Origin of the sequence: Streptomyces sp. 35G-GA-8 (assembly GCF_023534745.1) — a bacterium.
Classification (GTDB): Bacteria; Actinomycetota; Actinomycetes; order Streptomycetales; family Streptomycetaceae; genus Streptomyces.
Map to the genome: position 1 here is coordinate 609,440 of NZ_JAMHJQ010000005.1, position 18,277 is coordinate 627,716.

The 18,277-nt window shown below is 70.1% G+C and carries 16 protein-coding genes and 1 pseudogene; 10 read left to right on the forward strand and 7 right to left on the reverse strand.

The genetic code is table 11. The features are described from left to right. Nucleotides 1-39: 39 nt before the first annotated feature. From M1203_RS14250 to M1203_RS14270, 5 genes are all read right to left on the reverse strand, one after another. Nucleotides 40-1,110, reverse strand: coding sequence for an asparaginase (locus M1203_RS14250; RefSeq protein ID WP_249950005.1), 1,071 nt, complete (start codon nucleotides 1,108-1,110; stop codon nucleotides 40-42). A 67-nt stretch (nucleotides 1,111-1,177) separates the two neighbouring features. Continuing rightward, nucleotides 1,178-1,915 (reverse strand): FadR/GntR family transcriptional regulator, encoded by a 738-nt coding sequence (locus tag M1203_RS14255; protein ID WP_249950006.1) that lies wholly within the window; start codon nucleotides 1,913-1,915, stop codon nucleotides 1,178-1,180. Nucleotides 1,916-2,045: 130 nt separating this feature from the next. Continuing rightward, nucleotides 2,046-2,909 (reverse strand): helix-turn-helix transcriptional regulator, encoded by an 864-nt coding sequence (locus M1203_RS14260; protein WP_249950007.1) that lies wholly within the window; start codon nucleotides 2,907-2,909, stop codon nucleotides 2,046-2,048. 151 nt (nucleotides 2,910-3,060) lie between these two features. Next, nucleotides 3,061-3,699, reverse strand: a complete 639-nt coding sequence (locus M1203_RS14265) for a peptide deformylase (RefSeq protein ID WP_249950054.1) — start codon at nucleotides 3,697-3,699, stop codon at nucleotides 3,061-3,063. A gap of 105 nt (nucleotides 3,700-3,804) precedes the next feature. Further along, nucleotides 3,805-4,200, reverse strand: a complete 396-nt coding sequence (locus tag M1203_RS14270) for an SPW repeat protein (RefSeq protein WP_249950008.1) — start codon at nucleotides 4,198-4,200, stop codon at nucleotides 3,805-3,807. A 290-nt stretch (nucleotides 4,201-4,490) separates the two neighbouring features. Here M1203_RS14270 and M1203_RS14275 point away from each other — a divergent pair, with 290 nt between their 5' ends. Both M1203_RS14275 and M1203_RS14280 read left to right on the forward strand, forming a co-directional pair. After that, nucleotides 4,491-5,000 (forward strand): MarR family winged helix-turn-helix transcriptional regulator, encoded by a 510-nt coding sequence (locus M1203_RS14275; RefSeq protein WP_249950009.1) that lies wholly within the window; start codon nucleotides 4,491-4,493, stop codon nucleotides 4,998-5,000. 59 nt (nucleotides 5,001-5,059) lie between these two features. Further along, nucleotides 5,060-6,070, forward strand: a complete 1,011-nt coding sequence (locus M1203_RS14280) for a 1-aminocyclopropane-1-carboxylate deaminase (protein ID WP_249950010.1) — start codon at nucleotides 5,060-5,062, stop codon at nucleotides 6,068-6,070. A 106-nt stretch (nucleotides 6,071-6,176) separates the two neighbouring features. Here M1203_RS14280 and M1203_RS14285 read toward each other — a convergent pair whose 3' ends face one another. Beyond that, nucleotides 6,177-7,097 (reverse strand): AEC family transporter, encoded by a 921-nt coding sequence (locus M1203_RS14285; RefSeq protein ID WP_249950011.1) that lies wholly within the window; start codon nucleotides 7,095-7,097, stop codon nucleotides 6,177-6,179. A 308-nt stretch (nucleotides 7,098-7,405) separates the two neighbouring features. Between M1203_RS14285 and M1203_RS14290 the strand changes: the two genes are divergently transcribed. Further along, nucleotides 7,406-8,698, forward strand: coding sequence for a cation:proton antiporter (locus M1203_RS14290; protein ID WP_249950012.1), 1,293 nt, complete (start codon nucleotides 7,406-7,408; stop codon nucleotides 8,696-8,698). Between the two features lie 14 nt (nucleotides 8,699-8,712). Beyond that, nucleotides 8,713-10,173, forward strand: coding sequence for a carboxylesterase/lipase family protein (locus M1203_RS14295; RefSeq protein ID WP_249950055.1), 1,461 nt, complete (start codon nucleotides 8,713-8,715; stop codon nucleotides 10,171-10,173). A gap of 142 nt (nucleotides 10,174-10,315) precedes the next feature. Here the strand turns inward: M1203_RS14295 and M1203_RS14300 are convergent, their stop codons facing one another. Continuing rightward, nucleotides 10,316-11,458 (reverse strand): NADH:flavin oxidoreductase, encoded by a 1,143-nt coding sequence (locus M1203_RS14300; protein WP_249950013.1) that lies wholly within the window; start codon nucleotides 11,456-11,458, stop codon nucleotides 10,316-10,318. Between the two features lie 445 nt (nucleotides 11,459-11,903). Here M1203_RS14300 and ctaD point away from each other — a divergent pair, with 445 nt between their 5' ends. The 6 genes and pseudogenes from ctaD to M1203_RS14330 form a co-directional block, all read left to right on the forward strand. Then, nucleotides 11,904-13,637 carry a cytochrome c oxidase subunit I gene (gene ctaD / locus M1203_RS14305; RefSeq protein WP_249950014.1) on the forward strand — a complete coding sequence of 578 codons (1,734 nt, stop codon included), beginning with the start codon at nucleotides 11,904-11,906 and terminating at the stop codon, nucleotides 13,635-13,637. Nucleotides 13,638-13,707: 70 nt separating this feature from the next. Continuing rightward, the gene (locus tag M1203_RS14310; RefSeq protein ID WP_249950056.1) at nucleotides 13,708-14,049 is read left to right on the forward strand and encodes a hypothetical protein; all 342 of its coding nucleotides are present in this window, start codon (nucleotides 13,708-13,710) and stop codon (nucleotides 14,047-14,049) included. A gap of 451 nt (nucleotides 14,050-14,500) precedes the next feature. Beyond that, entirely contained in the window at nucleotides 14,501-16,351 is a 1,851-nt protein-coding gene (locus M1203_RS14315; protein ID WP_249950015.1) for a phage tail sheath C-terminal domain-containing protein, read from the forward strand. Between the two features lie 28 nt (nucleotides 16,352-16,379). Next, nucleotides 16,380-16,904 (forward strand): phage tail protein, encoded by a 525-nt coding sequence (locus tag M1203_RS14320; RefSeq protein ID WP_249950016.1) that lies wholly within the window; start codon nucleotides 16,380-16,382, stop codon nucleotides 16,902-16,904. A 109-nt stretch (nucleotides 16,905-17,013) separates the two neighbouring features. After that, nucleotides 17,014-17,760 carry a hypothetical protein gene (locus tag M1203_RS14325; protein WP_249950017.1) on the forward strand — a complete coding sequence of 249 codons (747 nt, stop codon included), beginning with the start codon at nucleotides 17,014-17,016 and terminating at the stop codon, nucleotides 17,758-17,760. Then, a pseudogene (locus tag M1203_RS14330) lies at nucleotides 17,753-18,277 on the forward strand (hypothetical protein); the annotation flags it as partial. The gene M1203_RS14325 and the pseudogene M1203_RS14330, both read left to right, overlap by 8 nt.

An 18,277-nucleotide genomic window follows, 5' to 3' on the forward strand; every position in this document is an offset into this window, starting at 1 on the left:
AGCGAGGGTCGGGCGGAACGGCGAAGCGGTGGAGCGGTGTCACGCGGCGGACGAGGCGGCGCCCGGCGCGGCTGCCGCACGCAGGGTTCCGACCTCCCGTCCGCCCCCGATGACCGGCGCGTGGTCGAACATGGCCAGGACCTCCGGATCGACCCCGCACCTCGCGAGCGCCGCCGCGGTCACCGGCATCCTGGCGCGGTCGGCGCCGTCGGCGATCTTCACGCCGACGGCCCGCCCGTCCGGCAGCGCCGCGATCTGTACGCCCTCGAAGCCGTCCTTGGCGAGCAGTCCCGGCACCGCGCGCATCAGCCCGGCGACATCCCGGCCGCTGCCGGAGACCATCTCCGGGTGCTCACGCATGGCGTGCGCGACCCGGCCCTCGGCGCTGTCGGGCGCGGCCGTCGCGATCCGGGCCGCGGCCCGGGTGAGACCGTACAGGGACACGGCGAAGAGCGGGGCGCCGCAGCCGTCGACCGTCACCCGCGCGACGCCCTGTCCGGTCAGCTCCTCGACGGTCGAGGCGATCTCCCGCTGGAGTGGATGCCCGGGGTCGAGGTAGTCCTCCAGTGACCAGCCCCTGGCCCTGGCCGTCATCAGCATGGCGGCGTGCTTGCCCGAGCAGTTCTGGGCGAGCCGGCTCGGGCCGCGCCCGGCGCGGATCCACTCGTCCCGCACCGCAGGACCGTAGGGCAGATCGGGCACGTTGCGCAGGTCGTCCTCGGTCAGCCCGGCGGCGTCCAGGATGCGCCGGGCCGTGGCCAGATGGCGCTCCTCGCCCGAGTGGCTGGCCGCCGTGAGGGCCAGCGCCTCACCATCGAGCGGCGGCAGTCCCGCGCGCAGCAGTCCGACCGCCTGGACGGGCTTGAGCGCCGAGCGCGGGTAGAACGCGGCCTCGATGTCGCCCGCGCGGTACTCCACACCGCCGTCCGGCGCGAGCACGACGACCGAGCCGTAGTGAACGCCCTCGACAACTCCTCCCCGTACGACATGCGCGACGGGGACATGGGCCGGCTCGCGGACGGTGGGGGGCGCGCCCGGCGTGGGGCTCGTGGAGCGCGCGGGGCGTGGCGCGGGCGACGGGGTGGCGCCGGCCGGGGTGGGGTGGCTCATGGTCAGCTCTCGTTGTCGTTCTTGGTGCCGAGGGAGGTCGCGGCCCCGTACCAGGAGCCATGGTCACTCACGCGCGGACTTCGCCTTCTGTGGGGGAAACCGCGCGCCGAGGCGAGCCCACGATGGTGGTCAACGTCGACTCGACACGGGCCAGATGATGGGTCATGGCCGCCACGGCCTCGTGCTCGGAGCGGTCGACGAGCGCGTCGACGATCGCCTGGTGCTCCCGGTTCGACTGCTCGCGCCGGCCGCCGAGATCGTTGAGAAACGCCGACTGGCGGGCCAGCGCGTCCCGGATCTCCTCGATGACCCGCCGGAAGACCGGGTTCTGAGCGGCCCGCGCGACCGCGAGATGGAAGAGGGTGTCCATCGCCACCCACGCGGTGGTGTCGGTCTCCCGCTCCATCCGCTCCAGCAGATGCGCGAGATGGTCGAGGTCCTCGGGGGTGCGGCGGAGCGCCGCGTATCCGGCCACCGGGATCTCCACATGGCGGCGCACCTCAAGGAGGTCGCTCGCCGAGTAGTCGCCGAAGGTCGGATCCTCGACCGGGCCGTGGGCGAGGACGAAGGTGCCCTTGCCGGTGCGCGAGACCGTGAGCCCCATGGTCTGGAGCGCGCGCAGCGCCTCCCGGAGCACGGGTCTGCTCACTTCCAGGCGGCGGCAGAGCTCCGCCTCTGAGGGGAGCTTCTCCCCCACGGCGTACTCTCCGCGCTCGATGGCACCGCGAAGATGACCGAGCACCGCTTCCAGCGCGCTGATCCGCTTGGGCGCCTCGCCAGCTGTCTGGCTGTCTGACAGGTTCACCCGCGCATCCTGAACCCCCGGGGAGACCTGTGTCAAGAATTCCGTCCGGCCAGGATCGGGCAGTACGTGACGGCCGGACCGGCCCGGTCACAACGACGGGCCGGGGACGCTACGGGTGGTGTCGCGGACCTCAGATCGCCCGGCGGAACGCGGCGAGGAGCTGTCTGGTCCGGCTCGCGGACTCCGCGTGGGCCACCATCCGGTCCATGACCTCCTTGTGCTCGGTGACCTCCGCGTCCTGATCGAGATAGAGGGCACCGGTCAGATACTCGATGTACACCATGTCGGGCACTTCGGGCATATCAAATCGGAACAGCACGAACGGGCTGTAGGTGCCGGGGTGATGACCCGAGGCGAACTCGGCTATCTGGATCGTCACATTGGGCAGCTCCGTCGCCTCGAGCAGCCGGTCGATCTGCGCCCGCATCACCGTCGACGAGCCGACGGGTCTTCGGAGCACCGTCTCGTCCAGAACGACCCAGAGGGCAGGGGCGTCGGCGCGGGTCAGCAACGCCTGGCGCCGTTTGCGCAGCGCGACATGGCGCTCGATCCTGCCGGGGTCGGTCATCCGGCCCAGGGCGCCCGCGGTGAGGACCTCGCGGGCGTACTCCTCGGTCTGGAGCAGTCCCGGCACGAAGTGCGGTTCGTAGGAGCGGATGGTCGTGGCGGCCTCTTCGAGGCTCACGTATCCGCTGAACCAGTCGGGGAGTATGTCGTGGAACCGCTGCCACCAGCCCGGTTCGTTCGCCTCGTCCGCCAGTCGCAGAAAGATCTCGGCATCGTCGGCGGGCACGCCGTAGGCGGGCAGCAGGATCTGCACATAGGGGATCTTGAGCGAGACCTCGGCCGTCTCCATGCGGCGGACGGTGGCGGCGGTGACACGCAGCAGCTTGCCCGCCTGCTCCCGGCTCAGGCCCGCGCCCTCGCGCAGGGTCTGCAACTGCTTGCTGAGGACGAGTTGGCCGATCGTCGGCGCGGAGCGCGGCTCGCTCACGTCCCACCTCTACGCACCACAGCACCCCCCGAGCGCCACCGTTACACCGGGGAGTCTGCCACAGCGACTCGTCTGTGGACATGGAAATCTGACGGCTCGTTCGAAACTCCGAGCGATGCCCGAGCGGCGTCCTGGGTGCGCCAGGAAGCTGTCAGGAAGCGGGAAGCGGGAAGCCCAGTTCCGCCGCGGCGAGGGCGGGGGTGGGTCCCGACCAACGCGCCACCGCGTGCTCGGTGCTGGAGAGCGAGCGCATCTCGGCGAGGTCGAGGTAGAGCGTCCCGCCGAGGTGGTCCGTCTCGTGCTGGACGATTCGGGCGGGCCATCCCGAGAACTCCTCGTCGAGTTCCCGTCCGCGCTCGTCCTGCCCGCGCAGCCGGACCCGCGCGTGCCGTGCGACCACGGCCTGCCAGCCGGGGACGCTCAGGCAGCCTTCGAAGAACGCGGCCCGGCCGGCGCCGATCGGCTCGTACGACGGGTTGAGGAGCACACGGAACGGCTGCGGAACTCGCCCCCGCGCGGCACGTACCTCGTCACTCACCTCGGCGGAGTCCTCGACGACCGTGAGCCGCAGGGGGATGCCGACCTGCGGCGCCGCCAGCCCGACGCCGGGCGCGGCATGCATCGTCTCGCGCATCACCCGCACCAGCCGCGCCAGCCGGGCGTCCCCCAACTGCCCCTCGTACGGGACCGCGGGGCGCCGCAGCACGGGATCGCCCGCGCGCACGATGGGAAGCGGGGAGGGCCCGTCGAGAAGGGAGTCGACGAGATCGGTGAGTTCGGTGCGCGTCATGGCCTGCATGGCCCCACTGTCCCAGACTTCGGGAGAAGAGCCGTCGGGGAGCGGGGAGCGGCGGTCGGCCCGCCCGGCATCCCGGGACGGGCCGAACCGACCGACTCAGGCCCTTTGGCTGCTGCGACCCCTCTTCTTCATCGCCGCGGCCGCGGCGACCAGACCGAGCAGGATGGTCAGCGCTCCGATGACCGCGTTCGTCCAGATGATGCCCTTGTCGGGACCGGTGCCGACGACCCAGGGCGCGATGATCAGCCACACACCCATGGCGCACATGGCCCAGCTGAGGCCGTACATGCGCTGCGGCATCACAGTGAAGCCCACCGCCAGAACCACGAGTGCGATACCCATGATGAGGTTGTGCGTCGCCAGCGCCGGCTGGGTGGTCGTGAAGTGGATGATCCAGGGCGACAAGGCGCAGAACAGGCCGACGAGAAACAGCGGCCCGTCGAGGAGCGCCACGTCGCGTCCGCCGAGCACGCGGTTGTAACGCTCCCGCATCTCCGGGACATCCGGGTGACCGGCCAGGTCCTGCCTCGTATGTGAGACGTCCTGCCTCGATTGTGAGACGTCCTGCCTCGTGTGTGAGACGTCGGCCATACGACTCGCCTCCTTCGCTCGCGAAGTCTGACCGTGGTGGGCGGCATCGAGCCGCACCAGATCCATTCTGCGCGCTTTGGACCCTTTTGTGTAGTGGTGGGATAAGAAGACCGATATTACCTTTACTGATAAAACACATACTGATCTTTTTCCCTGCCGAAGCGCACTCCACGAGCCAGAGGAGCGTCCCCATGGCCGAGGACATCGTCGCCGGCGTGATGCGGCAGTGGCAGCGGGTACTGCCCGATCTGGACACCGCACCGATGGCGGTCATCGGGCGGCTCAACCGCTGTTCCGCGCTCCTCCAGCAGGCCGCCGACGCACCCCTGCGGCGGGAGGGACTGACCCGGCCCGAGTTCGACATCCTGGGCACCCTGCGCCGTACGGACCGGGAGCTGACCCCGGGCCGGATCGCCCGGGAGACCTTCGCCTCCGGGGCGGCCGTGACCAAGCGGCTGCGGCAGCTGGAGGAGCGGGGACTGGTCGCCAGGCGCCCGGACGACCGGGACCGCCGGGTCACCCATCTGTTCCTGACCACCGAGGGGCGTGAGCTGCTCGACCGTCTGCTGCCCGAGCAACTGGGGTACGAGGCGACCCTGCTGGACGGGCTCGGCGCCCGGAACCAGGAGCGGCTGGCGGGCTCGCTGGGCGAGTTGCTGGTCCTGCTGGAGGGGCGGCTGGGGAGCGTGCTCGACTCTTGACGGGGCTCGCCACGGGGAAGGCCGTACCGGGAGACGCCTTCCCGCAGAGAGGACCTCCCGTGGCCGTCGAGGATTTCCCGCGCTATCCCCTGCTCTTCGGACCGAGCCCGATCCACCGGCTGGACCGGCTGTCCGAGTTCCTCGGCGGAGCCCGCGTCTGGGCCAAGCGCGAGGACTGCAACTCCCCTCTCGCCCACGGCGGGAACAAGACGCGCAAGCTGGAGTACATCGTCCCCGACGTGCTGGCCCAGGGCGCGGACACGCTCGTGTCGATCGGGGGGTACCAGTCGAACCACACCCGGCAGGTGGCGGCCGTCGCCGCTCATCTCGGCCTCAAGGCCCGGCTCATCCAGGAGAAGTGGGTCGACTGGCCCGACCCGGCGAACGAGAAGACCGGCAATATCCTGCTGTCCCGTGTCATGGGCGCCGATGTCCGGCTCGGCACCGCGGGGTTCGGAATCGGCATCAAGGACTCCTGGCAGCGGGCGCTGGACGAGGTACGCGCCGAGGGCGGCGCACCGTACCCGATCCCGGCCGGGGCTTCCGAACACCCGCTCGGCGGGCTGGGGTTCGCGAACTGGGCGTACGAGGTGGAGCGTCAGGAGGCCGAGCACGACGTCTTCTTCGACACGATCGTCGTCTGCAGCGTCACGGGCTCCACACAGGCCGGGATGGTCGCCGGATTCGCGGGCCAGGACCGCCCGCGGCGGGTGATCGGCATCGACGCCTCCGCGAGGATCGACGAGACCCGTGAGCAGGTCGGGCGCATCGCCCGGCACACCGCCGATCTGATCGGCCTGCGGCGCGAGTTGCGCGACGACGAGATCAGCGTGCTCGAAGGATGGGCGGGCGACCGCTATGGCGTCCCTGTGGCGTCGACGCTGGAGGCGATCCGGCTCACCGGCCGGCTGGAGGGGATGATCATCGACCCGGTGTACGAGGGCAAGTCCATGGCCGGGCTGATCGATCTGGTGCGTACGGGCGAGATCGGCAGGGACTCGACGGTGCTGTACGCGCATCTGGGCGGTCAGCCCGCGCTCAACGCGTACAGCGGCGCGTTCGACTGGTGAGGTGACCAGGTGACGGGGGGTGACCGGGTGACGGGGTGACCGGGTGACGGGGTGACCGCGCGGCCGGGTGCCCGGTCCGCCGCCCGACCGGGGGGAACCCCCGCCGTCAGCCGAGGAACGCCGCCACCACGACCAGCCCCGGCACCGACAGCATCGTGGACAGCAGAATCGATTCACGGGCCAGCCGCTCGGCGACGCGGTAGCGGGACGCGTACGTATAGAGGTTCTGCGCGGCAGGCAGGGCCGAGGTCACCACGACATCGAGCAGGGCCGCACCGTGCAGCCCGAAGACCAGCGCCCCGAGCGCCCAGGCCACCAGCGGCTGCCCCACCGATTTCAGGACCGCGGACAGCAGCACCGGCCGGCGGTCGGGACCCCGGCCCGGCAGGGCGCTGCCGTACAACGAGATCCCGAAGGCCAGCAGCACCGCGGGGACGGACATGTTGCCGATCAGTACCAGCGGGTCGAGCACCGGGCCCGGCACCGTCACCCCCGTCGCCGCCACGGCGACTCCGCACAGTGAGCTGGCCGCGACCGGGTTGCGCAGCGGTGTCGTCACCCGCTGCCACACCGGTCGCTTCTCGCCGGAGCCCGAGAGATCGAGCACCGTCAGCGCGATCGGTGTGACCACGATCTGCTGGAAGAGCAGTACGGGCGCCACCAGCGAGGCGTCGCCGAGGACATAGACGGCGATCGGGATGCCGAGATTGCCGGCGTTGACATAGCTGGAGCAGAGCGCGCCGATCGTGGTGGCCCCCACGTCCCAGCGGCGTACGAGCGCGACCGCCACGAAGGCCCCGGCCGCGACCGCCGTGCTGAGCGCGGTGATCAGCAGCCTGCTGGAGAGGACCACCGACAGATCGGCCTGGGCGAGCGTCGTGAACAGCAGCGCCGGTGTGGCCACGTGAAAGGCGAGCTTGGTCAGCACCTCGCGCCCGTTGTCCCCGAGATATCTGCGACGGCCTATCAGATAGCCGACACCGATGACGACCGCGATGACACCGAATCCGGTCAGTACCCCGCGCACCGCACGCCCCCGTCGATGGAGAGGGCGGCGCCGGGGCCCAGTGCCTGTCCGGGCGACGGTATCGGTACATGTGTCATGCACCCAACCTTTCCGAGGAACGTCACCCGGGGTCAACGTGATCTCGCGCACCGAGACCGGACCGCCGGCGGGCGCGGGACGGCACGGCGCGCTCCGCCACTCGGGTGAAAGCTGTGGTCCTTTCCTCCGGCCGGATCCTCAAGGCGCCACGACCGCCGAGAATCAGGCCCTACGGCCTGTCCGGTCCGCGGGACCCGGCCGACGAGCCGGCCACGGTTACGGAGTCCACGGTGGATGGAACCTTCTCACTGATCCTGCTTCTTCTCTTCCTCTGGAGTCTGTGCTCGCAGCGGCTGGCGCGCGTCGAACTCACCGCCCCCGTGGCTTTCGTCCTGCTGGGCCTTCTGCTGAGCGAGGGAGTCGGCGTACTGGACCTGGCCCCGTCGCCCGAGACAGTGCGGACACTCGCCGAAGTCACCCTCACCTGGGTGCTCTTCACCGATGCCGCGCGGCTGTCCTTCCGGGCCCTGCGCCCGGAACTCGGCCTGTACGGACGGCTTCTGCTGCTGGGGCTGCCGATGTGCATCGGTCTCGGCACCCTGCTGGCCATCGGTCTGCTCCCCGGGGTGTCGGGCTGGGCCGCGCTGTACGTGGCCGCCGCACTCGCTCCGACGGACGCCGCGCTCGGCGCCACCATGATGGTCGATCCGGCCGTGCCCGCGAGGATTCGCCGGCTCATCAACGTCGAGAGCGGTCTGAACGACGGCATCGCCACCCCGTTCGTCGTGCTCGCGCTGGCCGGAGTGGCGGCGGCCGGGAGTACGTCCGACACGCATGGCTCCGGTGGCGCCCTCGTGGAACTCGCCATCGGTCTGATCTACGGCGTGGTGCTCGGACTGGTGGCGGGATGGCTGCTGCGCTTCGCCCTGCGCAGGGGTTGGGCGACGGAGGACGTCGCGGGGACGGGTGTCCTGGCGCTGGCCCTCCTCAGCTATCTCTCGTCCCTCGCGATCGGCGGCAACGGCTTCGTCGCCGCTTTTGCCGCCGGCCTGGCTTTCGGATCGACGCACGGCGCCCCGCAGGGCGTGCTGTTGTTCGTCGAGCAGACCGGCTCGCTGTTCTCCATGCTGGTCTGGCTCCTCTTCGGTGCCGTACTGGTACCGGCCGCCTTCGAGCACTTCACCTGGCAGGCGGTGCTCTACGCGGTACTGAGCCTGACGGTGGTACGCATGGTGCCCGTGGCCCTTTCGTTGGCCGGGAGCGGTCTGGACAAAAGAACCGTCCTGTTCGTGGGCTGGTTCGGCCCACGCGGGCTGGCATCCGTCATCTTCGGCCTGCTGGCGGTCGAAGAACTCGCCCCGTCCGCCTGGCATTCGATCGCCCCCGTGGTCGCGTGCACCGTGCTGCTCAGTGTCCTCGCACACGGCATCACCTCCGCGCCTCTCGCCCAGCGCTACGGAAAGGCCTCAGCCGTCACCGGTGTGCCCCCGGCCGGCCCGGCGGAGAACGAGCTGCCCATTCGGGGGATGGGGGCGGGCGCCGTCCGTGCCCGCCGGCGCGGCGGGCGGGACGGGCGGGCGTGAGCGGGCCACGCGGGATCGGTGACGCGGACCCCGTCGCCGGTCGGGAACCCGTCGTCGGCACCGAGTACGGCCGGGTGCGCGGCCGGATCGAGCGCGGGGTCGCCGTCTTCCGCGGTATCCCGTACGCCGCGCCGCCCGTCGGCCCGTACCGCTTCCGCGCGCCGGCCGCGCCCGAGCCGTGGGACGGTGTCCGCGATGCCTCCGCCTTCGGGCCGACCGCCCCGAAGCTGCCGTACGCCCCGCCCCTGGACCGGCTGCTGGCCGAACCGTCCGTGCCGGGGGACGGCTGTCTGAACCTCAATGTGTGGACCCCCGATCCGGGCGGCGCCGGGCTGCCCGTCATGGTCTGGATCCACGGCGGCTCGCTGCGGCACGGCTCGTCGGCCGTTCCCACCTACGACGGCGCCACGTTCGCCCGGGACGGCGTGGTCCTCGTGTCGCTGAACTACCGGCTCGGTGTCGAGGGGTTCGGGATGTTCCCCGACGCGCCCGCCAACCTGGGGCTGCGGGACCAGCTGGCCGCGCTCGCGTGGGTACGGCGGAATGTCGCGGCCTTCGGCGGCGATCCCGGACTGGTCACCGTCTTCGGCGAATCCGCCGGGGCGTTCTCCATCGCCGGGATCCTGGCCTCCCCGCTCTCCGCGGGCCTGCTGCGGCGGGCCGTGCTGCAGAGCGGTGTCCCGTCCGCCGTCACCCCGGCCAGGGCCCGGTGCACCACCCGGCGCATCGCCCGGCGGCTGAGAGTCCCGGCGACGGCGGCGGCCTTCGCCGGGGTGGACCGCGAGCGGCTGCTGCGGGCACAGCGCGAGATGACCGCGGGCAGCCCGCTGGGCGGCGGCGCGAGCTTCGATCTCGTGGTGGACGGCGAGGTGCTGCCCCGCGACCCGGCCGCCGCGCTGGCCGCGGGGCAGGGCGCGGAGATCGGTCTGCTGATGGGCACCACCTCGGAGGAGTACCGGTTGTGGCTCATACCCGGCGGCGCGCTCGACCGGATCGGTCCGGTCGCGCTGCGCCTCGCCATGGTCCGGTTCCGGGTACGGCGCCGGACGGTCGCGGTGTACCGCGCCAACCGGCCCGACGCGTCCGCCGGGGAACTGCTCGGCGCGCTCGCCACCGACCGGCTGCTGCGTATCCCGCTCACCCGGCTCGCCGACGCGCGCCGGGAGGCCCCGGCCGCCACCTATTTCTACGAGTTCGCCTGGCCCTCGCCGGTCCAGCGGCTCGGCGCGTGCCACGCCCTGGAGATCGGCTTCGTCTTCGACACCCTGCGCGAGCCGGCCACGATCTCGCTCACCGGCGCCGAGGCGCCGCAGTCCCTCGCGGACACCATGCACGCCGACTGGGTGCGCTTCGCGACCACCGGGAATCCGGGCTGGCCGGCCTGGGACGCCTCGCGCCCGGTGATGACGTACGGCCCCGGTGCCCCCGAGGTCGTCCACGCCCCACGGGATGACGAACGCCGGGCCTGGGACTGACCGATGGCGCGGGCGCGGAGGGGACGGCCGGACCCTCCGCGTACAGAGCTGAAGAGGCCGGCTCGTCCCGTCGTCGTACGGTCCGCCGATCAGTGCCGTGCGGTCAGCGCGGCTCGGTCGACGCTCGACCGGCGCAGTTCCGTCAGCGCAGTTCCGTCAGGGCGCCGGTGTCGAAGGGCACCAGTTCGTCCGCCCGTCCCTCGATCGTCTTGACCGCCCACTCGGGATCGGCCAGCAGCGCGCGCCCGACGGCCACCAGGTCGAACTCGTCCCGCTCCAGCCGGTCCAGCAGCGGTTCGATACCCGCGACCCCCTTGACCTTGCCCTGCTCGACGGCCTCCAGGAACACACTGTCCAGTCCGACGGAGCCGACGGTGATGGTCGGCCGGCCCGTCAGCTTCTTCGCCCAGCCGGCGAGATTCAGCTCCGAGCCGTCGAACTCCGGCTCCCAGTACCGGCGTGTGGAGGCGTGGAAGACATCGGCGCCCGCCTCGGCGAGCGGGGTGAGCAGACGTTCCAGCGCTTCGGGGGTTTCGGTCACCTTGGCGGTGTAGTGACCCGCCTTCCACTGGGACAGCCGGAAGATGATCGGGAAGGACGCCGACACGGCCGCGCGCGTGGCCGCGACGATCTCGGTGGCGAACCGGATCCGGGACGCCTCGTCGCCACCGTAGGCGTCGGCACGGCGGTTCGTACGGGACCAGAGGAACTGGTCGATGAGATAGCCGTGGGCTCCATGCAGCTCGATACCGTCGAACCCGAGGCGCTCGGCGTCGGCCGCCGCGGCGGCGAAGGCCGCGACGACGTCGTCGATCTCGGCGAGGCTCATCGCCCGGCCCTCCGGATTGCCGTCCAGGCCCAGCCCCGACGGGCTGACCGCCTTCGCCACGGAGTCGTCGTCGGTCACCCGGCCGGTGCCCTCCTGCCAGAGCTGGGAGGCGATCCGGCCACCGGCGCGGTGTACGGCATCGACGACCCGGGCCCAGCCGGCGAGCGCGTCCTCCCCGTGGATGCGCGGGATCCGCTTCTCAAGCCCGGAGTAGGGATGGTCGACATGGGTCCCCTCCGTGATGATCAGACCCACGCCGCCGGCCGCCCGGCGCGCGTAGTACTCCGCCACATCGGCGCCGGGGACGCCACCGGGCGAGAAGTTGCGCGTCATGGGCGCCATGGCGATCCGGTTCGGCAGGACGAGGTCCCCGATGCTGAAGGGGCGGGAAAGGACGCGTCCCGCCCGGTTCGCCCGCTCGTCGGGGGTCGATGTCGCCGGTACCGTCGATGTCACGGATGGTCTCCCTCTGACTCTGGCTCTGGTTCTGGTTCTGGCTCTGGTTCTGATCGCTGGAGAGCTGCCACTCCCACTCCCCGCGCTCAACGAGGTGGGGCAGGGGCGTATTCCGCGACCCGTGAGCTCACCCGGGCGCCCTGCTCCCCCGGCCTCCCCGCTCCGGTCCCGCTGTGCTCGCGGGGCGGCGCCCCCGGTCCCGGACGGCGAACAGGGACCGCACGATCGGGTGAATGTGCCCCGGCCGCGATTGCCGGGCGCGGAGCCCGCGATACGTGGCAAAACCGCCCCTCGGCCCAGTGACAGCACGCTTTCGGGGAATTCCGCGGAGGGCGATGACGATTCTCGCGACGCGCCGGAGGGAAGAAGGTCGCACCGGCCGGGTGAAAGCAACGCCATGCTGCTGCCGAGTTCACACGCCACTGCTGACCGGAGGAGCGTTGCAGTGACCACGACGGGCACGGAAGAATCGGCGGAGGCCGACGACAGCTACGAGAATGAGCTGCCGGTACGGCGCAGGGAGCCGGGCAAAGTCATCGTGGGGTGGCTGACCACCACCGATCATAAGACGATCGGCACGCTCTATCTCCTGACGTCGTTCGGGTTCTTCATCATCGGCGGGGTGCTGGCGCTCTTCATGCGCGCCGAACTGGCCCGTCCCGGTATTCAGATCATCTCGCACGAGCAGTTCAATCAGGCGTTCACGATTCACGGCACGATCATGCTGCTGATGTTCGCGACACCGTTGTTCGCCGGATTCACGAACTGGATCATGCCGCTGCAGATCGGTGCGCCCGATGTGGCGTTCCCACGGCTCAACATCCTGGCGTACTGGCTCTATTTGTTCGGGTCACTCATTGTCGTTGCCGGTTTTCTCACTCCGAACGGAGCGGCGGACTTCGGGTGGTTCGCCTACTCACCGCTGACGGACGGGGTCCGCTCGCCGGGGGTCGGCGGCGATCTGTGGATCATGGGGCTGGCCTTCTCCGGTTTCGGGACGATCCTCGGCTCGGTCAACTTCATCACCACGATCGTCTGTATGCGGGCACCGGGCATGACGATGTTCCGGATGCCGATCTTCACCTGGAACGTCCTGCTGACCGCCGTACTGGTTCTGTTCGCCTTCCCCATTCTGGCCGCCGCGCTGCTCGTGCTCGAGGCGGACCGGAAGTTCGGCGCGCATGTCTTCGAAGCGGCCAATGGCGGGGCGTTCCTGTGGCAGCACCTCTTCTGGTTCTTCGGCCATCCGGAGGTCTACATCATCGCCCTGCCGTTCTTCGGCATCGTCACGGAAATCCTCCCCGTCTTCAGCCGCAAGCCGGTCTTCGGCTATATCGGTCTGGTGGCGGCGACGATCGCGATCGCAGGTCTTTCGATCACGGTCTGGGCGCACCATATGTTTGTGACCGGCGGGGTGTTGCTGCCGTTCTTCGCGTTCATGACCTTCCTGATCGCGGTGCCGACGGGGGTGAAGTTCTTCAACTGGATCGGCACGATGTGGAACGGTTCACTTTCCTTCGAGACACCGATGCTGTGGTCGATCGGCTTCCTGGTCACGTTCCTCTTCGGTGGTCTGACCGGCATCATCCTGGCGTCGCCGCCGATGGACTTCCATGTGTCCGACTCGTACTTCGTGGTGGCGCACTTCCACTACGTGGTGTTCGGCACGGTGGTGTTCGCGATGTTCGCCGGATTCCACTTCTGGTGGCCGAAGTTCACCGGCAAGATGCTGGACGAGCGGCTCGGGAAGATCACGTTCTGGACGCTCTTCGCCGGTTTCCACGGCACCTTCCTCGTGCAGCACTGGCTGGGCGCCGAGGGCATGCCGCGCCGTTACGCGGACTATCTCGCCGCCGACGGTTTCACCGCGCTGAACACCGTCTCCACGATCAGCTCGTTCGTCCTCGGCCTGTCGATGCTGCCGTTCTTCTACAACGTCTGGAAGACCGAGAAGTACGGGAAGCCGGTCGGGGTCGACGACCCCTGGGGGTACGGGCGTTCGCTGGAATGGGCCACTTCCTGTCCCCCGCCGCGGCACAACTTCATCACGCTCCCGCGTATCCGTTCCGAGTCCCCCGCGTTCGATCTGCACTACCCGTCCATCCGGCTGCTCGACGAGGCGCTGAACAACCCCGGCGCCGCCGCCACCCCCTCGGGGGCGGGTGACCAGCGGAAATGACTATCCCGGTGCCTTGTACGAAGAGAGCGGCATGCACGAGGAGCGCAAGGGGAAAAGCAAGGAGAAATACGTGGAGCCCGACAAGGACAGCGCCCGCGGTCTCTACCAGATCGAGGGCTATCTGCTCTGGAGCGCGGAGATCGAGGACGTACGCCGGCAGGCGGCCCGCTTCACCGCACAATTGCCCTGGCTGACCACGGCCCAGCGCGAGGACGTGGAGAGGGTCTATACCGCAGACCGGGTGGCGGCCTCCCGGGCGATGCTCGTACGTATCTCCGACCGCGCGACCGAACTGCGCCTCGAATACACCGCGCGCTACCGGCAGCTCAGAACGCGCGCGGTGGCGGCGGCCGTGGTGGCCGTCGGGGCGGCGAGCGGTGCCTGTAGCGCGGTCACCTTTCTGGCCCGCTGACAAGAACCCACCCAAGCCGCATATACCGCGTGAACCGGACACAAGGCGGCGCGCCGGGCGGGTTTTTATTCGGCTTGTTTCCCGCGCGGGATCGAGTGGTCCTGTGAAGCAGCCGTGAATTCATCTTCATACCCGTCCGGCGCCACCTCTCCGACCATGCCTTTTCGCCCGCGAACGGAATCGCGGAAAACGATCAACCGATGACCGAATCACTCTCTTGACCATCCCTTGACGCACAATCCAGACTCGCAAGCGGCACTCATGCATCAGGAGCCACTGACGCATGCGCATGCGCCATTCGCATACGCATGCGGACGGCCCTGCGAGACCGATATCGCACGGGGTGTGTGACGGGGGAACAACGGGGAACGCGTAAGCGAGTTCGGCATATATACGCAACCTCTTCACTTCCTCCCCTCATCTCTTGGTGCGCGAAGGGAATGGAGGGGGAATGCCGACGCACATGGGCTATCCCGGCGTATACATCGAAGAGCTTCCCAGCAGCATCCGTACCATCGCCTCGGTCACCACCTCGGTGACCGCGTTCGTGGGGCACACCCGCCGGGGTCCGCTCAATCAACCCGTGCGGATCACCAGCTTCGCGGACTTCGAGCGCCGCTTCGGCGGGCTCACCTCCCAGAGCGCGGTCGGCTACGCCGTCCATCAGTTCTTCGGCAACGGCGGCTCCGTCGGGGTGATCGTGCGCGTGGCCAAGGCCGGCACCGGCGAAGAAGCCCGCGTCACGCTCGAATCCACCGAGGGGCACAGCCAGTGCCCGGTGCTTGAGGTACGCGCCAAGGAGCCGGGCGTCTGGGGCTCGGGGCTGCGGGTGGCCGTCGACCACGACACACCGACCCCGGACAAGACGTTCAACCTCCGGATCCTCGACGCCCGCGGCGGCGCCCGCGAGACCTTCACCGGTCTGTCGATGAACACCGGCCACGGACGGTTCGTGGAGACGGTCGTCAACGCCGGTTCCTCCCTCGTCCGCGTCAAGGCCCTGGACGAGGACAGGCCCGACCCCTCCGGCACGGTCTCCAAGCCGTTCTCCGCGGAACTGCCCAATCTGAACGTCGAGTTGAAGGTGAAGATCGGCGATGTGGAGCGTGAGTTCACACTCCACGAACCCGACCACGACGGCGAGGCGCCGACCACCGTCACGGAACTGGCCCTCCTGCTGGAACGCAAGCTGCGCTCGCTCCCGGACGCGCCGGGCAAGCACACCTTCGCCGGCGCCGAGGTCACGGCGTTCGGCCGGAGGATCCAGGTCGTCGCCGGCTCCCTCGACCCCGACGACGTGGTGCGCTTCGTCGGCGAGTGCGCCAACGATCTGGGCCTTGAGGCATCGGTCAACCCGCCCGTCTTCCCGCTCAAGGGCGGCAAGGACGGCGATCCGCCAGGACCGCGCGATCTCATCGGCAGCGAGGCGCGCAAGACCGGTGTGCAGGCGCTGCGCGATGTGGACGATGTCAATCTGCTCGCCCTGCCCGAGCTTTCGGCGTACGAGTCCACCGAGGACATGGTCACGGTGCTCTCCGCGGCCGAGCAGCTGTGCCGGGAGCGGCGGATCTTCCTGCTCGTGGACTCGCCGTCCACCTGGGGCAGCGTGGACGCCGCGCGGGCCGGGATCGGCGCGTTCGACCCCGTACGCAGCGATCACGCCGCGCTGTACTTCCCGCACCTCCAGCTGACGGACCCGCTCACGGGACGGCTGCGCCCCTTCCCGCCGTCCGGGGCCATCGCCGGTGTCATCGCCCGCACCGACGGCGAGCGCGGCGTCTGGAAGGCACCGGCGGGGACCGAGGCTCGGCTGGCCGGTGTCAGGGCGCTGACCGTCAAGCTCACCGACCGGGAGAACGGACTGCTCAATCCGCTCGGTGTGAACTGTCTGCGCACCTTCCCGGTGGTCGGTCCGCTGGTGTGGGGCGCCCGTACGCTGCGGGGCGCGGACGCGCTCGACAGCGAGTGGAAGTACGTGCCGGTGCGCCGGCTCGCGCTGCATGTCGAGGAGAGTCTCTACCGCGGTCTGCAGTGGGTCGTCTTCGAGCCCAACAACGAGCAGTTGTGGCAGCAGATCCGGCTGAAGGCCTCCGCCTATCTCAACGATCTCTTCCGGCAGGGCGCCTTCCAGGGCGGCACACCGCGCGAGGCGTACTTCGTCAAGTGCGACAAGGACACCACCACCGAGGCGGATATCGAGAGCGGAGTGGTCAATGTCGTGATCGGCATCGCGCCGGTCAGGCCCGCGGAGTTCGTGATCGTGAAGATCCAGCAGGTGGCCGGGCAGTTCGACCTGTCGTAACCGAGGAAAAGGAACACGAAGGAAACCGATGGCTGAGTTCCAGATCAACGCCCATCGCTTCGACCCCTACAAGAATTTCAAGTTCCTGGTCCTGTGGGACGGTCGAACGGTCGCGGGCGTCAGCAAGATCAGTCCGCTGAAGCGCACCACCGAAGTGGTCAAGCACCGCCATGGCGGCGACCCCAGCTCACCGCGGAAGTCCCCGGGCCGCTCCGAGTTCGAGGGGGTCACGCTCGAACGCGGCGTCACCCACGACCCGGAGTTCGACCGCTGGGCCAACAAGGTCTGGCAGGTCGGGGCCGGGCTCGGCTCGGAGGTCTCGCTGCGCGACTTCCGCAAGGACATCATCATCCAGGTCCTCAACGAGGCCGGGCAGGTGGCCGTCTCGCACAAGCTCTACCGGGCCTGGGTGAGTGAGTACCAGGTGCTCGGCGAGCTGGACGCGAACGCGAACGCCGTCGCCATCCAGAGCGTCAAGCTCGAATGCGAGGGCTGGGAGCGGGACTACGAGGTGGAGGAGCCGGTCGAGCCGTCGTTCACTCATCCGGCCTGATCCGCACCGCCTTTCCCGTGGAGACGCACCGCCTCTCCACGCGGAGACGCACCGCCTCTTCACGCGGAGACGTACCACCGATACCACCTGCACACCGGAGGAATGAGCGATGACGCCGACGGGGCCGGCCGAGCTGCTCGCCACCTGGGAAGCCGGGCTGGCGCAGCGCGACGCGGGACGGTCTCTGCTGCTGCACCGGGCGGCCCGCCCGGGGGCCGGCACCGACGAGTTGCTGTCGATGCCGGTCGGCGCGCGCGAGGCGGATCTCTTCGCGCTGCGCCGGGCGCTGTTCGGCGAGCGCATGCAGGTCCGCGTCGAGTGCGCGTCGTGCGAAGAGGCGATGGAGTTCGATCTCGACGCGACATCGCTGGGTGTGCGGGGGCGGACACCGGAGGGACCAGTGCGGGTCGAGGAAGGCGACTGGGTGGTGGAGTTCCGGCTGCCCACCGTCGCCGACCTCGCGGCGGCCGGCTCCGCACCGGACGCGGCGGAGGCCCGTCGGCTGCTGGTGGCGCGCTGCGCGGTCTCGGCCGTACGGGGCGGGGAGCCGGTGCCACCGGAGCGGCTGGCCGTGCTGCTGCCCGCGGACGTACAGCGGCGTCTCGCCGAGAAGGCGGCAGAGGCCGATCCGGCGGCCGATGTGACGCTGAATGTCAACTGCCCCGAGTGCGGCGGGGCCACCCCCGCCGCACTGGACATCACCTCGTATCTGTGGACCGAACTGGACGCCTGGGCAAGGGACTTGCTGCTCGATGTCCATCTGCTCGCGAGCGCCTACGGGTGGAGCGAACCGGAGATCCTGGCGCTCAGCCCGCTGCGGCGTCGCTACTACCTGGAGCTGTGTACGGATGCCTGACTACTTCGACCGGCTGCTCGCCCGGTACACGCCGGTGCCCGGGGTGCCCGGTGCCGGGGGCGCCGGCGGCGCGGACGGCGTCGGGGGCATGGCGCGGGTCCGGCCACGGCTGCCCGGCCGGTACGAGCGGGCCGAAGCGCTGCGGTCCGGCCCGCGGGAGCCCGACGAGCCTGCCGCGCTGATCCCGTACGCTTCCCAACCCGCCGCCGCTCCTGCGGAGTTGATGTACCAGGAGCGCGAGGTCCGGACGGACCGGCAGACGGTGGTACGGACCGAGGCGGCACGTCCGGGCGTGGGGCCCGAGCGTCCCGTCGGCACCGTCGCCACGCCGAGCACGGGGCCGCTGCTCCCCCCGCTGTCACACCGGACCCCGGTGCCGCGTCCGGCGGTGGACGAGGGCCCGCGCGCGCCGCGGCGACCCGGGGCACCCCCAGTGTCCGGCACACCGCGCACCGCGCCCGCCGCCGCGCCGCGCGCCGCCGCCCCCGCTCCCTCGGCCGCCCCCACGCGACTCGGC

Excerpts from the sequence above, each read along its gene's own strand:
- M1203_RS14325 (WP_249950017.1), top strand. The coding sequence starts at position 17,014 with ATGACGCCGACGGGGCCGGCCGAGCTGCTCGCCACCTGGGAAGCCGGG.
- M1203_RS14320 (WP_249950016.1), top strand. The coding sequence starts at position 16,380 with ATGGCTGAGTTCCAGATCAACGCCCATCGCTTCGACCCCTACAAGAAT.
- M1203_RS14270 (WP_249950008.1), bottom strand. The coding sequence starts at position 4,200 with ATGCGGGAGCGTTACAACCGCGTGCTCGGCGGACGCGACGTGGCGCTC.
- M1203_RS14250 (WP_249950005.1), bottom strand. The coding sequence starts at position 1,110 with ATGAGCCACCCCACCCCGGCCGGCGCCACCCCGTCGCCCGCGCCACGC.
- M1203_RS14275 (WP_249950009.1), top strand. The coding sequence starts at position 4,491 with ATGGCCGAGGACATCGTCGCCGGCGTGATGCGGCAGTGGCAGCGGGTA.
- M1203_RS14315 (WP_249950015.1), top strand. The coding sequence starts at position 14,501 with ATGCCGACGCACATGGGCTATCCCGGCGTATACATCGAAGAGCTTCCC.
- M1203_RS14265 (WP_249950054.1), bottom strand. The coding sequence starts at position 3,699 with ATGACGCGCACCGAACTCACCGATCTCGTCGACTCCCTTCTCGACGGG.